Here is a 20,216-nt window from a genome sequence, read left to right as displayed (position 1 = left end):
GTGCGCCGCGGCTCGTAACATCGCTCCATCGATCAACTGGAGTGAACCATGAAGAAGCTCGTTCTCCTCGCATGCCTGGCCGTCGCCGCCGGCGCAAACGCGCAGACCTACCCCACCAATCGCCCCATATCCATCGTGGTGCCCTTCGCGGCCGGCGGTCCGACCGACCGTGTTGCGCGCGACCTGGCTGAAGCCATGCGTAAGGCGATTCCGGGCTCGAACTTTGTGGTTGAAAACGCCGCCGGTGCCGGTGGAACCATTGGCGCCAACAAGGTGGCCAAAGCGGCTCCTGACGGACAGACGCTGTTGTTGTTCCATGTTGGCATGGCGACCACACCGGTCATGTACCGCAAGCTGACCTATAAGCCGCTGGAAGACTTTGAATACCTGGGTATCGTCAACGATGTACCGATGACCCTGATCGGCAAGCCCCAGTTGCCGGCCAATACCTACCGCGACTTTGAAAACTACATCCGCGCCAACGCCGGAAAACTGAACCTTGCGCATGCCGGACAAGGTTCAGCATCCCACCTTTGCGGCCTGATGTGGCAATCGGCCGTCAAGCTGAACGAATCCATGACGACCATTCCGTTCGGCGGCACCGCGCCGGCGATGAACGCGCTGGTCGGAGGGCAAGTCGACGTGATGTGTGACCAGACCACCAACACCGTCGGTCAGATCGAGGGTGGCCGCGTCAAGGCCTTCGCTGTAACGACAGCACGTCCATTGTCCGGCCACAAGACGCTCAAGGACTACCCGACCTTGCAGGAGATGGGGCTCAAGGGCTTCAACCTGACGATCTGGCACGGGCTGTATGCACCCAAGGGCACGCCGGCCGCGATCACCAAGATTTTGAACGAAGGCATGAAAAAGGCGCTCAAGGATCCCGACTTCATCAAGAAGCAGGAAGGTCTGGGGGCGATTGTTGCCACAGACAACCGCGTAACCCCGGAAGGGCACAAAGCCTTCGTCGCCGCGGAGATCAACAAGATCCGCCCGGTTTTCGAAGCTGCCAAGGCCTTTGCCGACTGACGACATGCCCGCTCGGCCAGAGCATCGCTGCAGAACTTTGGCTGTCCACATTTCCTGGTAACCGGCCGCGCCCGTGCGGCCGGTTTTTTGCGCTGTTTTCCCGTATGTCACAGACCCGGCCGCCCCAGCTTCGGATCGTTGATTCGATTACCGAACTGTCACCGTGCGACGGCGGTTGCATTGCTGTCAGCGGCTCACATGGCGGCGTCAGCTCGGCGCGATACGCAGCGGCCGTGCGCCCCGTTCTGTGCGTGTTCAATGACGCGGGGGTCGGCAAGGATCAGGCAGGAATCGCGGCACTGCAAATTTTGCAGGCGAGCGATCTGGCCGCCTGCACGGTGGGCCACGACAGCGCGTGTATCGGCAACGCGCAAAGCACACTGGCAACGGGCCGGATCAGTCATGTCAACGCCTGCGCGGCCACCTTGGGTATTCACCAAGGACAGTCGTGCCGAAATGCCGTCATGATGGCGTCTCGCACCAACTCCGCAGAGGCCCAGCACCATGCCCCATCTGATTCGCCCTGAACGTCGTTTGCTATTGGCCCGCCTCGGGGCCACTGCGGCCGCCTTGGCGCTCAGCTCTGCTGCGCTTGCCCAAAGCGGTTGGCCCACCAAGCCCGTGCGCATGGTGGTTCCGTTCGCGCCCGGTGGCACCACCGATATTCTGGCCCGCGCGATTGCTCCGGAACTGAGCCGGGCCTTCGGCCAGAGCTTTGTCGTTGAAAACCGCGCCGGCGCCGGCGGCAACGTCGGCGCCGAACTGGTTGCCAGGTCCACGCCGGACGGTTACACCCTCCTGATGGGTACGGTCGGCACCCACGGCATCAACAAGTCGCTGTATCCCCGTCTTCCGTATGACCCGCAAAAGGACTTTGCGCCGGTTACTCTGGTCGCCGGTGTTCCGAATGTCATGGTGATGAATGCCGATCGGGCCAAGGCCTTGGGCATCAATACGGTAACCGACTTCATCCGCTATGCCCGGAGCAACCCTGGAAAACTCAGCATGGCTTCCAGTGGCAACGGAACATCGATCCACCTTGCGGGCGAGCTGTTCAAATCCCGGACCGGCGTTTTCATGCCCCATATCCCCTACCGGGGTTCGGGGCCCGCGCTGCACGATCTGGTGGCCGGTAACACCGATGTGATGTTCGACAACCTGCCCTCGGCCATGCCGCAGATCAAAGCCGGCAAGCTCAAGGCGTTTGCAGTTACCAGCGCGCAGCGTTCTGCAGCCATGTCGGAATTACCCACCATCGAGGAGGCCGCTGGTCTGAAGGGCTTTGAAGCCAGCAGCTGGTTCGGCTTGCTGGCGCCGGCCGGCACACCGGCGGAGATCGTCTCCCGAATTCAGCAAGAGACCGCCAAGGCTCTGCGGACTGCGACCATCAGCGAGCGTTTGCAATCTCAGGGTGCGATTCCCAGCGGCAACACCCCCGCCGAGTTCTCCCGCCTGATTGATGCGGAACTCGTCAAATGGGCGGCCGTTGTCAAGGCCTCGGGTGCCAAAGTGGACTGACACCCACCCGAGTCTGCACGCGCTCACGCGCGTGCCCCTGGCCCCGTAGCGCGCGGTCAAACTCCCCAGACAATCGGCGCCTCAGCCTTCTCACATCGCCGCAGCATCTCAATGAACGGCGTTGCTCGCTGACGCAGCGAAACGACCTCCCCGGCCGGTGGATCATCCCCGCGGGAGCGTGCCGATTCGACTGCTGCATTTCGTGCGGCTTCTTCAGTCCGTATGGCCAACTCCAGTGCCTGAATGGCCCGCGCCATTTGCAGCGGCTCGATGATGCCGCTGGTTTCCGGCGACTTGCCAATGATGTCTAGCACCCTCCTGCCATTGGGCTCCAGCATGATCAGGTCACCGGTTGCCTTGGATTTGAACTTGAACAACATGCGAGGGACTCCGAGTGAGGCCCTTCATTGTGCCCCGTCAGTTGCGGACAAGGGTTAATCCCTGTTCGGATGTTTTCGTTTAGTTCTAAACTATTTTTGTCTGAACTAATGCGCTGGAGACCCCATGAACATCGTCTGCATCGGCGGCGGCCCCGCGGGCCTGTACTTCGCGCTGCTCATGAAGCAGCACAACCCGGCCCATGACATCACGGTGGTGGAGCGCAACAAGCCCTACGACACCTTCGGCTGGGGCGTGGTGTTTTCCGATGCCACCATGGACAACATGCGCCAGTGGGACCCCGCCACCGCGGCCGAGATCCAGCAGGCCTTCAACCACTGGGACGACATCGAGCTGCACTTCAAGGACGAGGTGATCCGCTCCGGCGGCCACGGGTTTGTCGGCATCGGACGCAAGAAGCTGCTGAACATCCTGCAGGCGCGCTGCGAGCAGCTCGGCGTGAAGCTGGTGTTCGAAACCGAAGTCGATTCCGACACCGACTACCCCGACGCGGACCTGATCATCGCCAGCGACGGCATCAACTCCCGCATCCGCACCCAGTACGAACGCGTCTTTCAGCCCGACATCGTGGTGCGTCCCAACCGCTACATCTGGCTGGGCACCCACAAACTCTATGACGCCTTCACCTTCCTGTTCGAGAAAACCGAGCACGGCTGGTTCCAGGCCCACATCTACAAGTTCGACGAGAACACCACCACCTTCATCGTCGAATGTCCGGAAGAGGTCTGGCAGGCACACCGGCTGGATGAGGCCGACCAGGCCCAGTCGATCGCGTTCTGCGAGCAGCTGTTCGCCAAGAACCTGCAGGGCGAGAAGCTGATGACCAATGCCCGCCACCTGCGCGGCTCGGCCTGGCTGAATTTCCAGCGCGTCAAGTGCGAACAGTGGTCGCACTTCAACGGCCGCAGCCACGTGGTGCTGATGGGCGACGCGGTGCACACCGCCCACTTTGCCATCGGCTCCGGCACCAAGCTGGCGATCGAGGACGCCATCGAGCTGACGCGCCAGTTCATCGACATCGGTGACGCGCCCGGGCAGATTCCGCAGGTGCTGGCACGCTACCAGGAACTGCGCCAGGTCGAGGTGCTGAAACTGCAGAACGCCGCCTGGAACGCGATGGAATGGTTCGAGGTGTGCGGACGCCGTTACGCGGACCGGATGGCGCCGCCGCAGTTCATGTACTCCATGCTGACGCGCAGCCAGCGCATCAGCCACGAAAACCTGCGCCTGCGCGACGCCAAATGGCTGGAAGGCTACGAGGCCTGGTTTGCCGGCACTGGCCGCCCGCAGCTGCCGATGCTGACGCCGGTGACGGTGCGCGGCCTGCAGCTGGCCAACCGCATCGTGGTGTCACCGATGGCCCAGTACAAGGCCGTGGACGGTGTGGTGCAGGACTGGCACCTGATGCATCTGGGCGCGCGCGCCGTCGGCGGCGCGGCGCTGGTGATGGTGGAAATGACCAGCCCGACGCCCGAAGGCCGCATCACCCCCGGCTGCCCGGGGCTGTGGAACGAGGAGCAAGCGGCGGCGCTGACACGCATCGTCGACTTCGTGCACCGCAACAGCCCGGCAAAGATCGGTCTGCAACTGGGCCACAGCGGCCCCAAAGGCTCGACCTGCGTCGGCTGGGAAGGCACGGACGAACCGTTGCCCGACGGCAACTGGCCGCTGATGGCCGCCAGCGCCGTGCCGTATGGCGCGCAGAACCAGGTGCCCCGCGCCATGACCCGCGCCGACATGGACCAGCTCACCGCGCAGTTTGTCGCCGCCACCCGGCGCGCGGCCGAGGCCGGCTTTGACTGGCTGGAACTGCACGGCGCACACGGCTACCTGCTGTCGAGCTTCATCTGCCCGCTGACCAACCGCCGCACCGACGACTATGGCGGCTCCATCGAGAACCGCTGCCGCTACCCGCTGGAGGTGTTTGCCGCCATGCGCGCCGCCTGGCCGGCCGAGCGCCCGATGAGCGTGCGCATCTCCGCCCACGACTGGGCGCCGGGCGGCAACACCCCGGACGATGCGGTGGTGATCGCCCGCCTGTTCAAGGCCGCCGGCTGCGACGTGATCGACGTGTCGTCCGGCCAGACCACCCGGGAGGCCAAACCCGTGTACGGCCGCATGTACCAGACGCCGTTTGCCGACCGCATTCGCAACGAGGTGGGCATCCAGACCATGGCGGTGGGCGCCATTTCCGAGGCCGACCATGCCAACAGCATCATCGCCGCCGGCCGTGCCGACCTGTGCGCCGTGGCGCGACCCCATCTGGCGGACCCGGCCTGGACGCTGCACGAGGCCGCCAAGCTGCAAAGCCGGGACGTGCGGTGGCCACGGCCGTACGAAAGCGGCCGGGACCAGCTCTACCGCGAAGTTTCACGGCAAAAATCCACCTGACCCAGCGTCAAAAGGTGATTGTCTGCTATTGATTCAGGAATAAAAGCCCCATGGACATGGAAGCCCGCGCCCACAGTGAGCACCCGGAGGCCTTGCGCCTGTGGCTGCGCCTGCTGACCTGCACCCAGCTGGTGGAAAAGCGCCTGCGCGGCGCGCTGCGCGAGCAGTTCGACACCACGCTGCCGCGCTTTGACCTCATGGCCCAGCTGGAGCGGGTGCCCGAGGGCCTGCGCATGAACGAGCTCTCGCGCCGGCTGATGGTCACCGGCGGCAACGTCACCGGCATCACCGACCAGCTGGTGGCCGAGGGGCTGGTGGAGCGCATCGAGGTGGCCGGTGACCGCCGGGCTTTTCGCGTTCGGCTCACCGATCAGGGCCGCCAGAGCTTTCACGCCATGGCCCGCGCCCACGAGGGCTGGATCGTTGACGCCTTTTCCGCCCTCGGACCGGACGACATGGCCACGCTGCACCGCCTGCTCGGCGAGGTCAAACACCATTTTCAGGAGACCGCATGAAACACTACATCCCCGCCGGCAACCCGATGCGCGGCCAGTTCGACGCCCGCGCCGGCTACGTGGCCCGGCACTTCGCCTGGTCGTTCGCCGACGGTGTGGGCACCGTCACGCTCAACCGCCCGGAACGCAAGAACCCGCTGACGTTCGACTCCTATGCCGAGCTGCGCGACCTGTTCCACGCGCTGAAGTTCGCCACCGACGTCAAGGTGGTGGTGGTCGCCGGTGCGGGCGGCAATTTCTGCTCCGGTGGCGACGTGCACGAGATCATCGGCCCGCTCACGCGCATGACCATGCCCGAACTGCTGGAGTTCACCCGCATGACCGGTGACCTCGTCAAGACCATGCGCAACTGCCCGCAACCCATCGTCGGCGCCATCGACGGCATCTGCGCCGGCGCGGGCGCCATGATGGCGCTGGCCTGTGACCTGCGCTACGGCACGGACGCCACCAAGACGGCCTTTCTGTTCACCCGCGTCGGTCTTGCGGGTGCCGACATGGGCGCCTGTGCGCTGCTGCCGCGCGTGATCGGGCAGGGCCGCGCCTCCGAGCTGCTGTTCAGCGGCCGCGCCATGACCGCCCAGGAAGGCCTGGCCTGGGGCTTTTTCAACGCGCTGCACGAAAGCGACGCCCTGCTCGGCGCCGCCACGGCGATGGCCCGCGAGCTGGCGGCCGGCCCCACCTTTGCCCACGCCATGACCAAGACCATGCTGCAGCAGGAATGGGCCATGACCATCGAGCAGGCCGTCGAGGCCGAGGCCCAGGCCCAGGCGATCTGCATGCAGACGCAGGACTTCCGCCGCGCCTATGAGGCCTTTGCCGCCAAACAGAAGCCGGTGTTCGGAGGCGACTGAGATGGCCATGACCGATCTGCGCGCACCCGCCGGCCACCTCGCGCTGCCCTTCTTTGACCTTGCCCACCGGCAGTTGGCCGACGGCCTGCGCGCCTGGGCGCCGGCGCAGGATGTCGACGAGGCCGACGACCGCGCCGCCTGCCGCGACTGGGTGCGCCGCCTGGGCGATGCCGGCTGGCTGCGCTATTGCGTGGCGGCCGAACACGGCGGCGCCCTGCCCGCGCTGGATTCGCGGGCGCTGGTGGTGCTGCGGGAAACGCTGGCGTTCCACTCGCCGCTGGCGGATTTCGCGTTTGCGATGCAGGGCCTGGGCAGCGGCGCGATTTCGCTGGCCGGCACACCGGCGCAGCAGGCGGCCTACCTGCCGGCGGTGGCCCGGGGCGACAAGATCGCCGCCTTTGCGCTCAGCGAGCCGGACGCGGGTTCGGACGTGGCCGCTATGCAAACCATAGCAAATAATGACCAAATGACGCTGGGTCACGGCCAAAAAAGCTCGGATTTTGTGATTCAGGGCCAGAAAACCTGGATCAGCAACGGCGGGCTGGCCGATTTTTACTGCGTGTTCGCCAAGACCGACCCGCAGGGCGGCAGCCGGGGCATCAGCGCCTTCATCGTGGACGCTGGCACATCGGGTCTGGACGCCAGCCGCGCCATCCACGTGATGGCGCCGCACCCGCTGGCGACGCTGGTGTTCGACGGCTGCCGCGTGCCCGCCGACGCGCTGCTGGGCGAGGTCAACGGTGGCTTCAAGCTGGCGATGCAGACGCTGGACATCTTCCGCGCGTCGGTGGCAGCGGCCGCATTGGGCATGGCGCGCCGCGCGCTGGCCGAGGCGGTGGCCTGGGCGCGAAAGCGCCGCATGTTCGGCCAGACGCTGGCGGACTTCCAGCTCACCCAGGCCAAACTGGGCGAAATGTCCGCGCTGATCGACGCTGGCGCGCTGCTGACCTACCGCGCGGCGTGGATGCGCGACTTGGCCAGCGGCAGCGCGCGCGAGCGCAGCGTCGCCGCCGCTGCGGCCAAGATGACCGCCACCGAAAACGCCCAGAAGGTCATCGACATGGCGCTGCAGATGCACGGCGGGCGTGGCGTGGAGGTAGGCGCCAAGGTGGAAAGCCTGTACCGCGACATCCGCTCGCTGCGCATCTACGAAGGCGCCACCGAAGTTCAACAGCTCATCATCGGCAAAGCCGTTCTGCAGGAGGCCACCCCATGACGGATGTTTTGTCCGGCGCTTCTTCCGGCGCCGGTGCGCCCAGCGCGCAGACCGACCGCTTTGTGCACGACCGCCTGCCGCCACGGGACCAATGGCCCGACCTGCGCTACGACCGGCCCGAGCTGCAGATCCCGGACGCGGCCAATCTGGTCGCCACGCTGCTGGGCGGCGCCCACGCCCGCGGCTGGGGCGAGCACCCGCTGCTGCGCAGCCCGACGCGCACCCTCAGCTACGCACAGGCGGAGGCGGAGGTGAACCGCATCGCCCGCGTGCTCACGGGTGAACTGGGCCTGGTGCCCGGCAACCGGGTGTTGCTGCGCGGTGGCAATTCGGTGGCCATGGCGCTGGCCTGGCTGGCGGTGGTCAAGGCCGGACTGGTGGCGGTGGCCACCATGCCGCTGCTGCGCGCCCGCGAACTCGGCGACATCATCGACAAGGCGCAGCCCACGCTTGCCCTGTGCGACGGCAAGCTGCTGGACGAGCTGCGCACCGCGCAGGCCGGGCACCCGGTGCTGACCACCATCGTGCCGTTCAACCAGGATGGCGTCGCGGGTTCGCTGGAGGCGCGCGCGGCCCGGCAGCCCGCCGACTTCACCGCCTGCCCCACCGCCGCCGACGACATTGCGCTGCTGGCCTTCACCTCCGGCACCACCGGCAAACCCAAGGCGGTGGTGCACACCCACCGCGACGTGCTGGCGGCCTGCGAGGCCTGGCCCCGCCATGTGCTGCGCGCCACACCCGACGACATCGTGATGGGCTCGCCACCGCTGGCCTTCACGTTCGGTCTGGGTGGCATGCTGATCTTCCCGATGGCAGCCGGCGCTTCGGTCTACTACCCGGACATCACCTACACCCCCGAGGCCATGGTGCGGCTCATCCGCGACGTGGGGGCCACCATCTGCTACACCGCGCCCACCTTCTACCGGCAGATGGCGCCGTTCGCCAAAGCCATCGGACTGCCCTCGCTGCGCACCTGCGTGAGCGCCGGCGAAGGCCTGCCGGATGCGACGCGCCAGTTGTGGAAGGACGCCACCGGCATCGAGATGACCGACGGCATCGGCGCCACCGAGATGTTCCACATCTTCATCTCGTCGGCCGGTGCCGACGTCCGCCGGGGCGCGATCGGGAAAGTGGTTCCCGGTTACCACGCCCGGGTGGTGGACGAACAGGGCCGGGAAGTGCCGCGCGGCACGGTCGGCAAGCTCGCCGTGATCGGCCCGACCGGCTGCCGCTACATGGCCGACGAGCGGCAGGCCCGTTACGTCCGGGACGGCTGGAACTTTCCCGGCGACGCCTTTGTGCAGGACGAGGACGGCTACTTCTTCTACCAGGCGCGCGACGACGACATGATCATCACCGCCGGCTACAACGTCGGCGGCCCGGAGGTGGAAGACGCGTTGCTGCGCCATCCCGCCGTCGCCGAGTGCGGCGTGATCGGTCTGCCCGATGAGGACCGCGGCATGATCGTCAAGGCGTTTTGTGTGCTCAAGCCGGGTTTTGTCGGCGACGATGCCTTGGTCAAGACCCTGCAGGAGCACGTCAAAAGCACCATCGCCCCCTACAAATACCCGCGCCAGATCGAGTTTCGCGACACGCTGCCGCGCACCGAGACCGGCAAGCTGCAACGCTTCAAGCTGAGGACCCCATGAAAATCCTGCAACCGCCCGGATGGGCGACCCCCAAAGGCTACGCCAATGGCGTGGCGGCGCGCGGCACGCTGGTGTTTGTGGGTGGCCAGATCGGCTGGAACGCCCAGCAGCAGTTCGAGACCGACGACTTCATCGAACAGACCGCACAGACGCTGCGCAACGTACACGCGGTGCTCGCCGAGGCCGGTGCCGGCCCCGAGCACATGGTGCGCATGACCTGGTACATCACCCGCCGGGACGAGTACCTGCGGCGCCTGCCGGAATTGGGCCGCGCCTACCGGGAGGTGATGGGGCGCCACTTCCCGGCGATGACGTGTGTGGAGGTCGCCGCCCTGATGGAGGACCGCGCCCAGGTGGAGATCGAAGTCACCGCGGTGGTGCCGGATTGACCGAATCCAGGCCACCACAAACAGGAGCGGGAGATTGATACCTACCGATCCTGCACCTTTTTAACACTCTGTGGTACGGTCTTTTCCTCAGCGAACCTGGCCGCTGAGCTCAATTTCCACACGACGGTCCGGCTGCAGGCACTGGATCAAGGCGGTACGAGCCAGTTTGTCGCTGCAATCTGTGGTCACCGGCTTGGTTTCACCCAAGCCGCGGGCCACCGAGTTCGTGGCAAGGACTCCCCGCTTCTTCAGTTCTTCCAGGATTGTTGCGGCACGTGTCTCGGAAAGCTTCGCATTGTGGTCGGGCGAACCCAACCGGTCGGCATGTCCGGTGACCGTGATCTGACGGATGGTCTTGAACGCTTTCAGCCGCTCGGCTACCTGATCGAGCCGCACCGATGCGCCCGGCAACAGGTCAGATGCTTTGGCCTTGTCGAACTGGAACAAGGCGTCAGTCAGAATGACAAACGTCTCCGTTGGCACGACCACCGACGCTTGCTGTGGCATTGCCGGTGCCGCTACGGGTACGGGCGCGGGTGCGGCCGCTGCAGCGGCGGGCCTGGGAACGGCGACCGGCATGCGACAAGCGGCCGCCTCCTGGTCAGCGCGCCGCAACGCATCTTCAACCATTGCAATATGTGGCGTCGCTTGCCGCCAGCCGGTCTGCTCCTGCGCGTGGCCGGCACGAACGAGCCGAACCTCGGCGCACGCCACCGTGCGCGCGTTGCACTCCAGTGTCTGTGCATTGTTCTTGTGACCTTGCAAACGGCTCCAAAGGTCGTCACGCAACCGGGCACTCCGCGCAACCAAAGGCGTATCGATTCCAACAACAGCCTTGCGATCCGCTTCGAGAGCCGCAGCAATCTTCATAGATTCGGCAAGCGATTCTTCGACGTAGCCCGTCCGGTCGTTCTCCAGGTATTTGGTTTTTGCCGTATCGAGCCAGCATTGCGCTTTGGCCAAGCCGAAATGGTTTTGGGGAACACCCGATTCGTTGAGTTTTCTCAGCCGATCCTGGTGGGCGTCCAATCTCTCTCGATCTGCCCTGATGATGCTGTCTGTGATTCGCTGCTTTTCGGGCGCCAGACCGGTCGCTTGTCCCGAGGGACCCGGACCTTCCCGGCCAGTGGTCGCACAACCTGCAAGGACTGTCGCCACCAAAGCCAGAGGGAGAATTATTTTCATACCCGTCCTCGTCATGGTTTTGTACCTGCGGCCGTTGGCTCAATGGTCTTGTTGACCGAGCCATCCCGCCTGCGGAACGTGTCTTCGTCGAACTTGTAGCGAAGGCCCAGCACCCAACCGCGATTGGTGTAATCGCTGCCAGTCAAATCATCATCGCGGAAGCCGCGCCAGTTGTAGCCAACCGTCGCCCAGAGGTTGTCCATCAACACATAGCCAACCTCCAACCCATAGGCGTGCTGGCGGGCGCCACCCTGGCCTTGAAGCACCGTAAAGAGTGCCCCCAGGGTCCAGCGGTTTGTGATGTCATAACTGACACGGCCACCAATCAACTGCGCACGATAGCTGTCACTGATCGTTCCAAGAAGCAGTTCGTTAACCTGCTTGTAGGCATACCGTCCACTGATCCACCATGGACGGCTCGGGTGATAGTTGAAACGGAGGCTGACAATATCGGTGCTGAGATCGGTTCGCGCTACACGGTCTGTGTCGATCTTGCGCTCGAACATGCCAATCGCATCAAACTGGTTGTTGTCAACCGGGCGATAAGCGAATCCCACCTGGAATCGGTTCTGAAACCGATCACCCGCCAATGCCACCCGTGGCTGCACACGGTTAACGTAGTCCCTCGCCAACAAAGTCCAGTTTCGGTCCAGTTTGCGCGCCAGCGACAGTGTGCCCAGCCAATTGACGTTGCTCACGTCCTGACGCCATTCAAGACGCCCAGAGCCTTTCCAAAGCTCACTTCCAAGATACTCCAGACCGAGACCGATGGCATTTGTCGTGCCACTGGTTCCGTTGCTACGCTCGAAGTTGGTATTCAGGCGCAGGCCCTCGGACAGTTTCCACCCGTTTCTAAGACCAAGAGCGGATTGAATTTCCCTTCCGTTCGCAGCATCTCGCAGTCGATACTCGGTGAACAGCGAGCCGTCCTGCATGTACTGTGTATCGACACCCACAGAGAACGCACTTACCGCGTCACCAACGCCCAGGCCATAAGCTCCACCCCAGGCGCGCGAGTGCTCAAGGCGCGCAAAGATACGGGTCTGCTTGGCGACCGTCCAGTCTGCGCCCAGACGGTACAAGGTGGTGCTGTTGTCACCCATTTCGCGCTGGAGTTCGCCGTTAAGCATCAAGGCGTCCGAAACCTTGAAACCAACTCGTCCGTACAGCGAAGTACGCTCCAAATCCGCCGGCGCGGCAGGAGTGCTGCCTGAAAGCAACGATCCCGTACACACCACGGGCTGACCGGTTAATGGATCGATCTGCTGATTTCCTTGCTGATTGATGCCGAAACCGCTGTTGTAGCCAGAGCCACTTACGCCAATGCCTGAGTTGCAGGCAACCAAGCCCTGAGATATCAAGGAGATGGCATCCTGAGAAACCCGACGCGCGCCGGCCCCTATGGTCAATCGGTCGCTCAAGCGCAGATCAGCTCCCACGCTGGCGGCGTCGCTACGGCTTCCGGCGACCCTGTCGTCCGTACGGGTGGCTTCTGCATTCAGAGTCAATTTGTCATTGACCTTGAAAGCACCGGATGCGCCCAATTCGGTTTTGCCTCCTACAACACCCGCACTGGGGTTGTTGAAATCGGTTTCAGCACGAACGGCATAAACACGGCCGCGAATCGCCTGGTCGTCATGCCGCAGTTCCACACGCGCGGCATTTCCGCTGAATTCACCAGATCGCCCCGCAAAGGCTGCGCTCGTGTTGGAATTGAAACCACTGCTTCCCTGATTCACCACTGAAGTCGATCGCGCGACTTCAGCGATTAGTTCGGTGGACTTGCTCAATCGCAACTGAACGTTGACTCCTGACACCTCGTACGGCGCTTCCGGGTTCTGGTCTTTTGCAATTGCAGCACCGATCGATAAAGTCGGCGTCAGGGCAAGTCGCAGGTCAGCACCCGAGACCGTGAACTTTTCACCCCCTTGTTCGACTTCATAGGTGACTCGAATACTCAAAGGGTTTTGCTGGTCGTCGAAAGATGGAACCGGAGATTTGAAAAGTATCTGCCCGGTAAATGGCTCAAACTCGTAGTCCACCGATCGGGTCAGCAAGGTTGACTTCAGAACGATGGAAGGGCGATTGCGATCCCGGACAAGGATTTCGATTTTCTCGGTCCCAGCAACACCGTTCGGGTTGGAGACCGAGTAGGGCCCAGACATTCCCCGACCCGGAAACTCGTCAACGATCTGCCGCAACGACTCCCGCGCGAGGAACGCGTTAGCAATAACTTTTCCTTCTTCATAGTGGCCACGAAGTCCCGGAAGCGACCGGCTATATTGGCTCAGACTCCGTGAGGGACTGTTATCTTGGGTTGTGAAATCCCCGAACAGGAGGAAACTACGATTCTTGTCGAGGCGGACATACAGCTTCCCGGTACTCTGGGCGTCAACTCCGCGGACACTGGAATCGCCGTACACCGGATAGAACGCGTTCGGATCTATGTCTTGAAAAAGGCCACGCCGAGTCTCTTTGTCAGAGTCATAAGCAAGTGTCAGAAGATACTCACCCTTGACCTTTCCCTTGAGATAGACGGCGGCCCGCGCCCCAGCCCGGCCCCGCCCACCATTGAACTCCCGCTCGAAGCCCTTCAACTCCTGGTCGAAAAGATCATTTTCTCGGACAGGAACAATTGTTTTCGGGTCGAATTTGTCTGCACGAATCCGGCCTTCCAGAAGGCCAACAACAATCATTTCGCGCAGATCCGGCACATACCGAACCGCGACTTTTTCGGCCACTCCTCTGACCGAGACCCGAACATTGACCACACCTGGCTTGTAGGGCGCAACCAGTTTGAACTTTAACTGCCCGCCTTTTGCTGTGACCTGGTATCCAGGTTGAACCTTGTCGATATCCCCGGTCCGCCCCTTGCCTTCGGACTCGACAGCACCAGGCAACACGATCCGCGCGCTTCCATCAACTTCTATCGTAAGGTCGATATCCTCTTTGAGCGCCAGTCCGCCGGCACCCTGCAAGTCAACAACGACTTCAGTTTCTGAAACACCGTCCGCCAGCAGGTTATCTGCCGGAATTCTTACCGCGATTTTCGCAACCGGAGAGGAAACTCTCTCCATAAAGGACGTAAACGGACGCGGACCAACCGTTGCCTGCCCCCCAGTATCAAACGCGCTGGCTCGCCCGACCACGTCGGCACTGGTTGTCCCATCCGCCACTTGGGCGTTCAAACCGAGCGGCAACATACCAATTGCCAGAACAACGGGTCTGAGGCGGAGTTCGAGGTTACGCTTTCTGGCTGTCATCGTTTCGCTCCCTCTGCGGGACGCTCGCCCGAGCTCTCTTTGGCAGGAACGATGATCCGGCCTTCAGTTCGGCGCGCCTTCACCTGATCCAGAACCTCCACAGAACACGATCCTTCGATGAAGTCTGCGCGGGCCATTTCACCAGCTCGCATGTCGACAAAGATGCTATCCCCTGATCCTGCATTGCGGTTGCTGGATGGGACGAGACGAGCGCCTCTCGGCAGAGTCGTCTTATCGACCTTGATGACATGGGTCTGCGGTTTGACACCACAGAGGCTGTACTTGCCTTCGGAGTCCGTGATGACGTAGCTGCCATCCAACATCACAATGCGAACGCCCGGCACTCCCAAGTCACGCGAGCCGCTGTTGTTGTTTTGGACGTGGTTTCCATCGCAATCGACGTAAACCTTGCCAACGATGCAGCCCTCGTTGCTGAAAACACCACCCTGGACAGTGACCTTGAAGATGGCTGTATTGGAGCGGACAGGTCCATTCACACCATTGAACACGGCAGTTGCCCGGTTGATCCCGTCGCCCTCCTGGCTACCGACACCCACGCGCACGATGTACTTCAGTTCTACCGTAGCATCGCCAGAGACGTTACCGATACTGAACACCATCTGGCGACCTATGCCGCCGCTCGGATCTGCAACCGAGACACCGGCAACTCTCGTTGTACCCGGTATATAGCGGAATCCTGCGGGCAACAAGTCCTCAACCCGAACACCAGGAATTGACTGGGCGGTCGTGTTCTTCACACGAATCGTGTATTCGACAGAATCCCCGATTTCCGCCACGGTCTTGTTACCCACCTTATTGATCAGCAGCGCTCCGGAACTCAGCGGATCCAACGGGATATGGTTGTGCCGGACCTCACGGAACTGACCGAAGTCCCACTGCATATCAAGGTAGTACAAAGTCCCCGGTAGCCCGGTCAATTCAACACCGGGAGCATCAGCTTGTGGTTGTATGTAGTTGACTCCACTCGGAACGTTGAGGAGACCCTGAGGCAGGGCGACACCACCCAAGACGGCAGGCGTCGGCAGGTAGCCATTCGGAGCAACAACCCTCAAACGATAGTTTCCGTTTGGTGGGCTGTTAATGAACAGGAATTGGTACAGCCCATCGTCAGCGGTGACCATGGAATTGACGCCACCAACCAGGTGGGTGGAAGGATTGAATCCGGGCGGACCTTCGAGTGTGACCCTGGCCCCAGCGATCGGCTTGCGCGTTACGCTGTCATAGACCACCCCGGACGGGTCGAGCGGAAGGTTCTGCTCAACCACGTTGTCACCCGCATACAGCGTCACACCGGAGATCGCGCCTGACACAGTCACCGGAATGTTCGACTGCGTCGGCGAGGTCAGCAAGGTGCCCCCGGTCTGGACGTTGCCGCGCTCTGTGAGGTTGCGTTGGTTAAACGGAACGCCATAGATCACGTTGCCACTTGAGTCAGTGAAGCGAACAGAATAACCCGTGCCAGTTGGCAGTCCATCGACTCTGTAGCGTCCATCGGCAGCAGTTGTGGCCGAGCCCACCACCAAACTTCCCTTAAGAACGTCAACGCGGTAACCGTTCAAGGGGGTATCCAGGTTGCCTTGCCACCAACGATCCGAATTTCGATCCAGCCAGACCCGTCCTGAAAGGCTTGCATTGAATACTGCAGCTACTCCAGTGGAAGCAGAAACCGTATTGTTCGCGAGCGTTGATTCAAGCGTAGTGGTGGCGACACCGGCGATCCAGGTCATCGACTCACCCGCATTGGATCCGGCCGGCACCAAATAACTCACAACCTTGAACGTGGAAGATCCAACGGGCATTGCTCCCAACCCAAAGGTCTGAGTCACTCCGCTAGGTAGTACGACAGTTCCCGTTACGTTTTGCGCAGTGCTTGGACCGTTATTCACCCAGGTGACAGTTACAGAAATGGTGGTGCCGGGTGTACCAGACTGCGGAACCACGAGTGTGGTCGAAACATCAGCCATGGTCACAACAATGGTCGGTGCAGTCACCGTATTGTTCGACAGATTAGTTTCGGTTGTTGCGCCAGATATACCGGCAGTCCAAGTCAGCGTACTTTCACCGATCGCATTGTTCGGCACTCGATACGTCGCGGTAGATTGGACAATCGAACCAACCCCAAGCGCTCCGATATTCACGTTCTGCACTGTGCCGTCAGGCAGGATGATCGAGCCAACAACACCATCTGCAGCACTGGGCCCGTTGTTCACCCAAGTCACGGTCGCGGTAATCGTCGCTCCGGGTGTCCCTTCCGGACTTACGGTGATGGTGGTCACAAGGTCTGCGATGAGAACAATCGCCTGGGCACTGGTCGCGGTGTTGTTGGCGAGATTACTCTCCGGCGTGGTGGTGGCCACGCCCGCGGTCCAGTTCTGCGTCGTGATCGAGCCGGCCGGCACGCTGTAGTTCACTACCGTGACGGTGCTGGAGCCGTTGGCCAGCGAGCCGATGACAACCGTCTGCGTCGTGCCGTTGGGCAGCACGACGGTGCCAGTGACGTTTTGCGCTGTGCTCGGGCCGTTGTTGGTCCAGGTCACCGTCGCCGTGATCGTGCTGCCCGGTGTGCCGTTGGGGGTGACGCGCACTGTGGTGCTCACGTCAGCCAGCGCGGTCAGCGGCGTTACAGCCGTCACCGTGTTGTTGGTGGTGATGCTCTCGGCCGTGGTGGTGGCCACGCCCGCGGTCCAGTTCTGCGTCGTGATCGAGCCGGCCGGCACGCTGTAGTTCACTACCGTGACGGTGCTGGAGCCGTTGGCCAGCGAGCCGATGACAACCGTCTGCGTCGTGCCGTTGGGCAGCACGACGGTGCCAGTGACGTTTTGCGCTGTGCTCGGGCCGTTGTTGGTCCAGGTCACCGTCGCCGTGATCGTGCTGCCCGGTGTGCCGTTGGGGGTGACGCGCACTGTGGTGCTCACGTCAGCCAGCGCGGTCAGCGGCGTTACAGCCGTCACCGTGTTGTTGGTGGTGATGCTCTCGGCCGTGGTGGTGGCCACGCCCGCGGTCCAGTTCTGCGTCGTGATCGAGCCGGCCGGCACGCTGTAGTTCACTACCGTGACGGTGCTGGAGCCGTTGGCCAGCGAGCCGATGACAACCGTCTGCGTCGTGCCGTTGGGCAGCACGACGGTGCCAGTGACGTTTTGCGCTGTGCTCGGGCCGTTGTTGGTCCAGGTCACCGTCGCCGTGATCGTGCTGCCCGGTGTGCCGTTGGGGGTGACCGAAAGCGTGGTACTCAGGTCGGCGCTGGCATTGACCGTCATCGTGTCCGTGCCGCTGTTGTTGGCCGTGTTGCTCTCCGGCGTCGTCGTCGTCACCGTGCTGGTGGCGCTGACCGGGCCGCTGCCCGGCACCACAAAGCTGATGGTCTGGGTGCTCGTGGCCCCCGGAGCCAGCGTGCCGATCGTGTACACCGCCGTCGTCAGCGTGCCGCCCGGGCCGCTGATCAGCACCGTGCCCGTCACATCGCCGGCCGTCGAGGTGCCCTGGTTCACAAACGTCACCGTCGCCGTGATCGTGCTGCCCGCCGTCGCGTTGGTGGGCACATCCACCGTCGTGACCACGTCAGCGCGCGGCTCCACCGTCACCGTGGCCGTGCTGGTGTTGTTCGTGGGCGTCGGATCCGGCGTCGTGCTGGTGATGCTGGCCGTGTTCGTGTAGCCCAGTGTCGCGCTGGTGGCGTTGCTCAGGCTCACCACGATGGTCAGCGTCGCCGTCGCGCCGCTGGCCAGGCTGGCCGTCGTGCCCGTGATGCTGTTGCCGCTGACGCTGACCGTCAGGCCGTTGCCGCTGGCACTGAGCACGTTCAGTCCCGCAGGCACCACGTCCGTCACCGTCACGTTGGCCGCCGCGCTCGGGCCGGCGTTGCTCACCACGATCGCAAAGCTCATCGTCGCGCCCGCACCCGTGCCGTTGGGCGTGCTGGCCGTCTTCACCACCGTCAGGTCGGCGCTGGCATTGACCGTCATCGTGTCCGTGCCGCTGTTGTTGGCCGTGTTGCTCTCCGGCGTCGTCGTCGTCACCGTGCTGGTGGCGCTGACCGGGCCGCTGCCCGGCACCACAAAGCTGATGGTCTGGGTGCTCGTGGCCCCCGGAGCCAGCGTGCCGATCGTGTACACCGCCGTCGTCAGCGTGCCGCCCGGGCCGCTGATCAGCACCGTGCCCGTCACATCGCCGGCCGTCGAGGTGCCCTGGTTCACAAACGTCACCGTCGCCGTGATCGTGCTGCCCGCCGTCGCGTTGGTGGGCACATCCACCGTCGTGACCACGTCAGCGCGCGGCTCCACCGTCACCGTGGCCGTGCTGGTGTTGTTCGTGGGCGTCGGATCCGGCGTCGTGCTGGTGATGCTGGCCGTGTTCGTGTAGCCCAGTGTCGCGCTGGTGGCGTTGCTCAGGCTCACCACGATGGTCAGCGTCGCCGTCGCGCCGCTGGCCAGGCTGGCCGTCGTGCCCGTGATGCTGTTGCCGCTGACGCTGACCGTCAGGCCGTTGCCGCTGGCACTGAGCACGTTCAGTCCCGCAGGCACCACGTCCGTCACCGTCACGTTGGCCGCCGCGCTCGGGCCGGCGTTGCTCACCACGATCGCAAAGCTCATCGTCGCGCCCGCACCCGTGCCGTTGGGCGTGCTGGCCGTCTTCACCACCGTCAGGTCGGCGCTGGCATCCCTGCTGATGGTGCTTGTCGCGGTGTTGTTGCTGGTGTTGCTGTCCGGTGTGGTACTCGTGATCCCGACTGCATTCGTGATCGAACCCGCGCCGGCACTGACCGAGACGGTCAGGGTCAGCGTGCCGCTGCCGCCACTGGCCAAGGTTCCCAAGGTCAGGGTGACCGCCCCCGTTGTGGTCTGCAGCGTCCCGGACGAGGCCTGCGCACTCACCAGTGTCAACCCCGCCGCCGTCAGATTGTCCGTCATCGTCACGCTGCTGGCGCTACTCGGGCCCGTGTTGGCAAAGGTGATGACGTAGCTGAAGGTCGAGCCCACCGTGCCTACCGAGACACTGCTGGGGGTCTTGGTTACCGACAGGTCCGCACTGACCACGCGGCTGATGGTGCTTGTCGCGGTGTTGTTGCTGGTGTTGCTGTCCGGTGTGGTACTCGTGATCCCGACTGCATTCGTGATCGAACCCGCGCCGGCACTGACCGAGACGGTCAGGGTCAGCGTGCCGCTGCCGCCACTGGCCAAGGTTCCCAAGGTCAGGGTGACCGCCCCCGTTGTGGTCTGCAGCGTCCCGGACGAGGCCTGCGCACTCACCAGTGTCAACCCCGCCGCCGTCAGATTGTCCGTCATCCGCACGCTGCTGGCGCTACTCGGGCCCGTGTTGGCAAAGGTGATGACGTAGCTGAAGGTCGAGCCCACCGTGCCTACCGAGACACTGCTGGGGGTCTTGGTTACCCCTAGGTTGGCATTGGGCGACACGCCGTCAATGTCACGAACCGAACAAACCCCTCCCGAACACGAAGTGGAGGGGTTGGTGTTAACCACGCCGGCCGGAGGTGTGATGGACACCGTGTTGGTGACGCTGGTCTGGGCGAAAGCCTGCACAGCCGAAAGCGCCCATACAACCAGAAGCATGAGGGCGAACGAAACCAAACGGGCAGAAAAACCCGCTTCAGCCGTTCGACTCCTCACCGTCTGCACCCGACTCAATCCGTACTCCGAAGACAAACCATTTGCCCGCCACACGCGAACTTAGCGCCCGAGTCTAAAGTCAACCGTTAAAACGGTTACAAAAAGTACACGTCGAAAGCTACGTGGAGGGTGGAAGTGTGACCAAAATCACACACCCAAAACG

The 20,216-nt window shown here is 63.1% G+C and carries 13 protein-coding genes; 9 read left to right on the top strand and 4 right to left on the bottom strand.

The features are described 5' to 3' along the window. Nucleotides 1-48 precede the first annotated feature (48 nt). The 3 genes from AC2EBU_RS16625 to AC2EBU_RS16615 all read left to right on the top strand — a co-directional run bounded on the left by AC2EBU_RS16625 (nt 49) and on the right by AC2EBU_RS16615 (nt 2,550). On the top strand, nt 49-1,032 hold the full coding sequence (locus AC2EBU_RS16625; protein ID WP_484611566.1) for a tripartite tricarboxylate transporter substrate-binding protein: 984 nt from the start codon (nt 49-51) through the stop codon (nt 1,030-1,032). Nucleotides 1,033-1,265: 233 nt separating this feature from the next. Further along, a complete protein-coding gene (locus AC2EBU_RS16620) occupies nt 1,266-1,559 on the top strand; it encodes a hypothetical protein (RefSeq protein ID WP_484611565.1) in 294 nt (97 codons plus the stop codon). Then, nucleotides 1,537-2,550: a Bug family tripartite tricarboxylate transporter substrate binding protein gene (locus AC2EBU_RS16615; RefSeq protein ID WP_484611564.1), complete on the top strand. Its 1,014-nt coding sequence runs from the start codon at nt 1,537-1,539 to the stop codon at nt 2,548-2,550. Before AC2EBU_RS16620 ends, AC2EBU_RS16615 begins: the two co-directional genes overlap by 23 nt. Nucleotides 2,551-2,606: 56 nt before the next feature. On the opposite strand, the gene AC2EBU_RS16610 is transcribed toward AC2EBU_RS16615, so the two are convergent. Next, nucleotides 2,607-2,930, bottom strand: coding sequence for a DUF1840 domain-containing protein (locus tag AC2EBU_RS16610; RefSeq protein WP_484611563.1), 324 nt, complete (start codon nt 2,928-2,930; stop codon nt 2,607-2,609). A 124-nt stretch (nt 2,931-3,054) separates the two neighbouring features. Between AC2EBU_RS16610 and AC2EBU_RS16605 the strand changes: the two genes are divergently transcribed. Genes AC2EBU_RS16605 through AC2EBU_RS16580 form a run of 6 tightly spaced genes read left to right on the top strand, consistent with a single transcriptional unit; the run spans nt 3,055 to nt 9,960 of the window. Next, the gene (locus tag AC2EBU_RS16605; RefSeq protein ID WP_484611562.1) at nt 3,055-5,340 is read left to right on the top strand and encodes a bifunctional salicylyl-CoA 5-hydroxylase/oxidoreductase; all 2,286 of its coding nucleotides are present in this window, start codon (nt 3,055-3,057) and stop codon (nt 5,338-5,340) included. Between the two features lie 50 nt (nt 5,341-5,390). Continuing rightward, nucleotides 5,391-5,855 (top strand): MarR family winged helix-turn-helix transcriptional regulator, encoded by a 465-nt coding sequence (locus AC2EBU_RS16600; protein ID WP_484611561.1) that lies wholly within the window; start codon nt 5,391-5,393, stop codon nt 5,853-5,855. Beyond that, the gene (locus tag AC2EBU_RS16595) at nt 5,852-6,706 is read left to right on the top strand and encodes an enoyl-CoA hydratase family protein (protein WP_484611560.1); all 855 of its coding nucleotides are present in this window, start codon (nt 5,852-5,854) and stop codon (nt 6,704-6,706) included. The genes AC2EBU_RS16600 and AC2EBU_RS16595 overlap by 4 nt, the downstream gene beginning before the upstream one ends. Nucleotides 6,707-6,713: 7 nt before the next feature. After that, nucleotides 6,714-7,922 carry an acyl-CoA dehydrogenase family protein gene (locus tag AC2EBU_RS16590; RefSeq protein ID WP_484611559.1) on the top strand — a complete coding sequence of 403 codons (1,209 nt, stop codon included), beginning with the start codon at nt 6,714-6,716 and terminating at the stop codon, nt 7,920-7,922. Continuing rightward, nucleotides 7,919-9,571 carry an AMP-binding protein gene (locus AC2EBU_RS16585; RefSeq protein WP_484611558.1) on the top strand — a complete coding sequence of 551 codons (1,653 nt, stop codon included), beginning with the start codon at nt 7,919-7,921 and terminating at the stop codon, nt 9,569-9,571. The genes AC2EBU_RS16590 and AC2EBU_RS16585 overlap by 4 nt, the downstream gene beginning before the upstream one ends. Continuing rightward, a complete protein-coding gene (locus AC2EBU_RS16580; RefSeq protein ID WP_484611557.1) occupies nt 9,568-9,960 on the top strand; it encodes a RidA family protein in 393 nt (130 codons plus the stop codon). Before AC2EBU_RS16585 ends, AC2EBU_RS16580 begins: the two co-directional genes overlap by 4 nt. An 87-nt stretch (nt 9,961-10,047) precedes the next feature. On the opposite strand, the gene AC2EBU_RS16575 is transcribed toward AC2EBU_RS16580, so the two are convergent. The 3 genes from AC2EBU_RS16575 to AC2EBU_RS16565 all read right to left on the bottom strand — a co-directional run bounded on the left by AC2EBU_RS16575 (nt 10,048) and on the right by AC2EBU_RS16565 (nt 19,996). Further along, a complete protein-coding gene (locus AC2EBU_RS16575; protein WP_484611556.1) occupies nt 10,048-10,989 on the bottom strand; it encodes an OmpA family protein in 942 nt (313 codons plus the stop codon). A 167-nt stretch (nt 10,990-11,156) separates the two neighbouring features. Next, nucleotides 11,157-14,408 (bottom strand): hypothetical protein, encoded by a 3,252-nt coding sequence (locus tag AC2EBU_RS16570; protein ID WP_484611555.1) that lies wholly within the window; start codon nt 14,406-14,408, stop codon nt 11,157-11,159. Then, a complete protein-coding gene (locus AC2EBU_RS16565) occupies nt 14,405-19,996 on the bottom strand; it encodes a beta strand repeat-containing protein (protein WP_484611554.1) in 5,592 nt (1,863 codons plus the stop codon). Before AC2EBU_RS16565 ends, AC2EBU_RS16570 begins: the two co-directional genes overlap by 4 nt. Nucleotides 19,997-20,216 lie beyond the last annotated feature (220 nt).

Source organism: Curvibacter sp. T50, from assembly GCF_057219955.1.
The sequence above is the reverse complement of the archived record's forward strand: the minus strand, read 5'-3'. Positions and strand labels throughout refer to the sequence as shown.

Coding starts and splice junctions, on each gene's coding strand:
- AC2EBU_RS16625 (WP_484611566.1), top strand. CDS start 49: ATGAAGAAGCTCGTTCTCCTCGCATGCCTGGCCGTCGCCGCCGGCGCA.
- AC2EBU_RS16615 (WP_484611564.1), top strand. CDS start 1,537: ATGCCCCATCTGATTCGCCCTGAACGTCGTTTGCTATTGGCCCGCCTC.
- AC2EBU_RS16610 (WP_484611563.1), bottom strand. CDS start 2,930: ATGTTGTTCAAGTTCAAATCCAAGGCAACCGGTGACCTGATCATGCTG.
- AC2EBU_RS16605 (WP_484611562.1), top strand. CDS start 3,055: ATGAACATCGTCTGCATCGGCGGCGGCCCCGCGGGCCTGTACTTCGCG.
- AC2EBU_RS16600 (WP_484611561.1), top strand. CDS start 5,391: ATGGACATGGAAGCCCGCGCCCACAGTGAGCACCCGGAGGCCTTGCGC.
- AC2EBU_RS16595 (WP_484611560.1), top strand. CDS start 5,852: ATGAAACACTACATCCCCGCCGGCAACCCGATGCGCGGCCAGTTCGAC.
- AC2EBU_RS16590 (WP_484611559.1), top strand. CDS start 6,714: ATGACCGATCTGCGCGCACCCGCCGGCCACCTCGCGCTGCCCTTCTTT.
- AC2EBU_RS16585 (WP_484611558.1), top strand. CDS start 7,919: ATGACGGATGTTTTGTCCGGCGCTTCTTCCGGCGCCGGTGCGCCCAGC.
- AC2EBU_RS16580 (WP_484611557.1), top strand. CDS start 9,568: ATGAAAATCCTGCAACCGCCCGGATGGGCGACCCCCAAAGGCTACGCC.
- AC2EBU_RS16570 (WP_484611555.1), bottom strand. CDS start 14,408: ATGACAGCCAGAAAGCGTAACCTCGAACTCCGCCTCAGACCCGTTGTT.
- AC2EBU_RS16565 (WP_484611554.1), bottom strand. CDS start 19,996: ATGCTTCTGGTTGTATGGGCGCTTTCGGCTGTGCAGGCTTTCGCCCAG.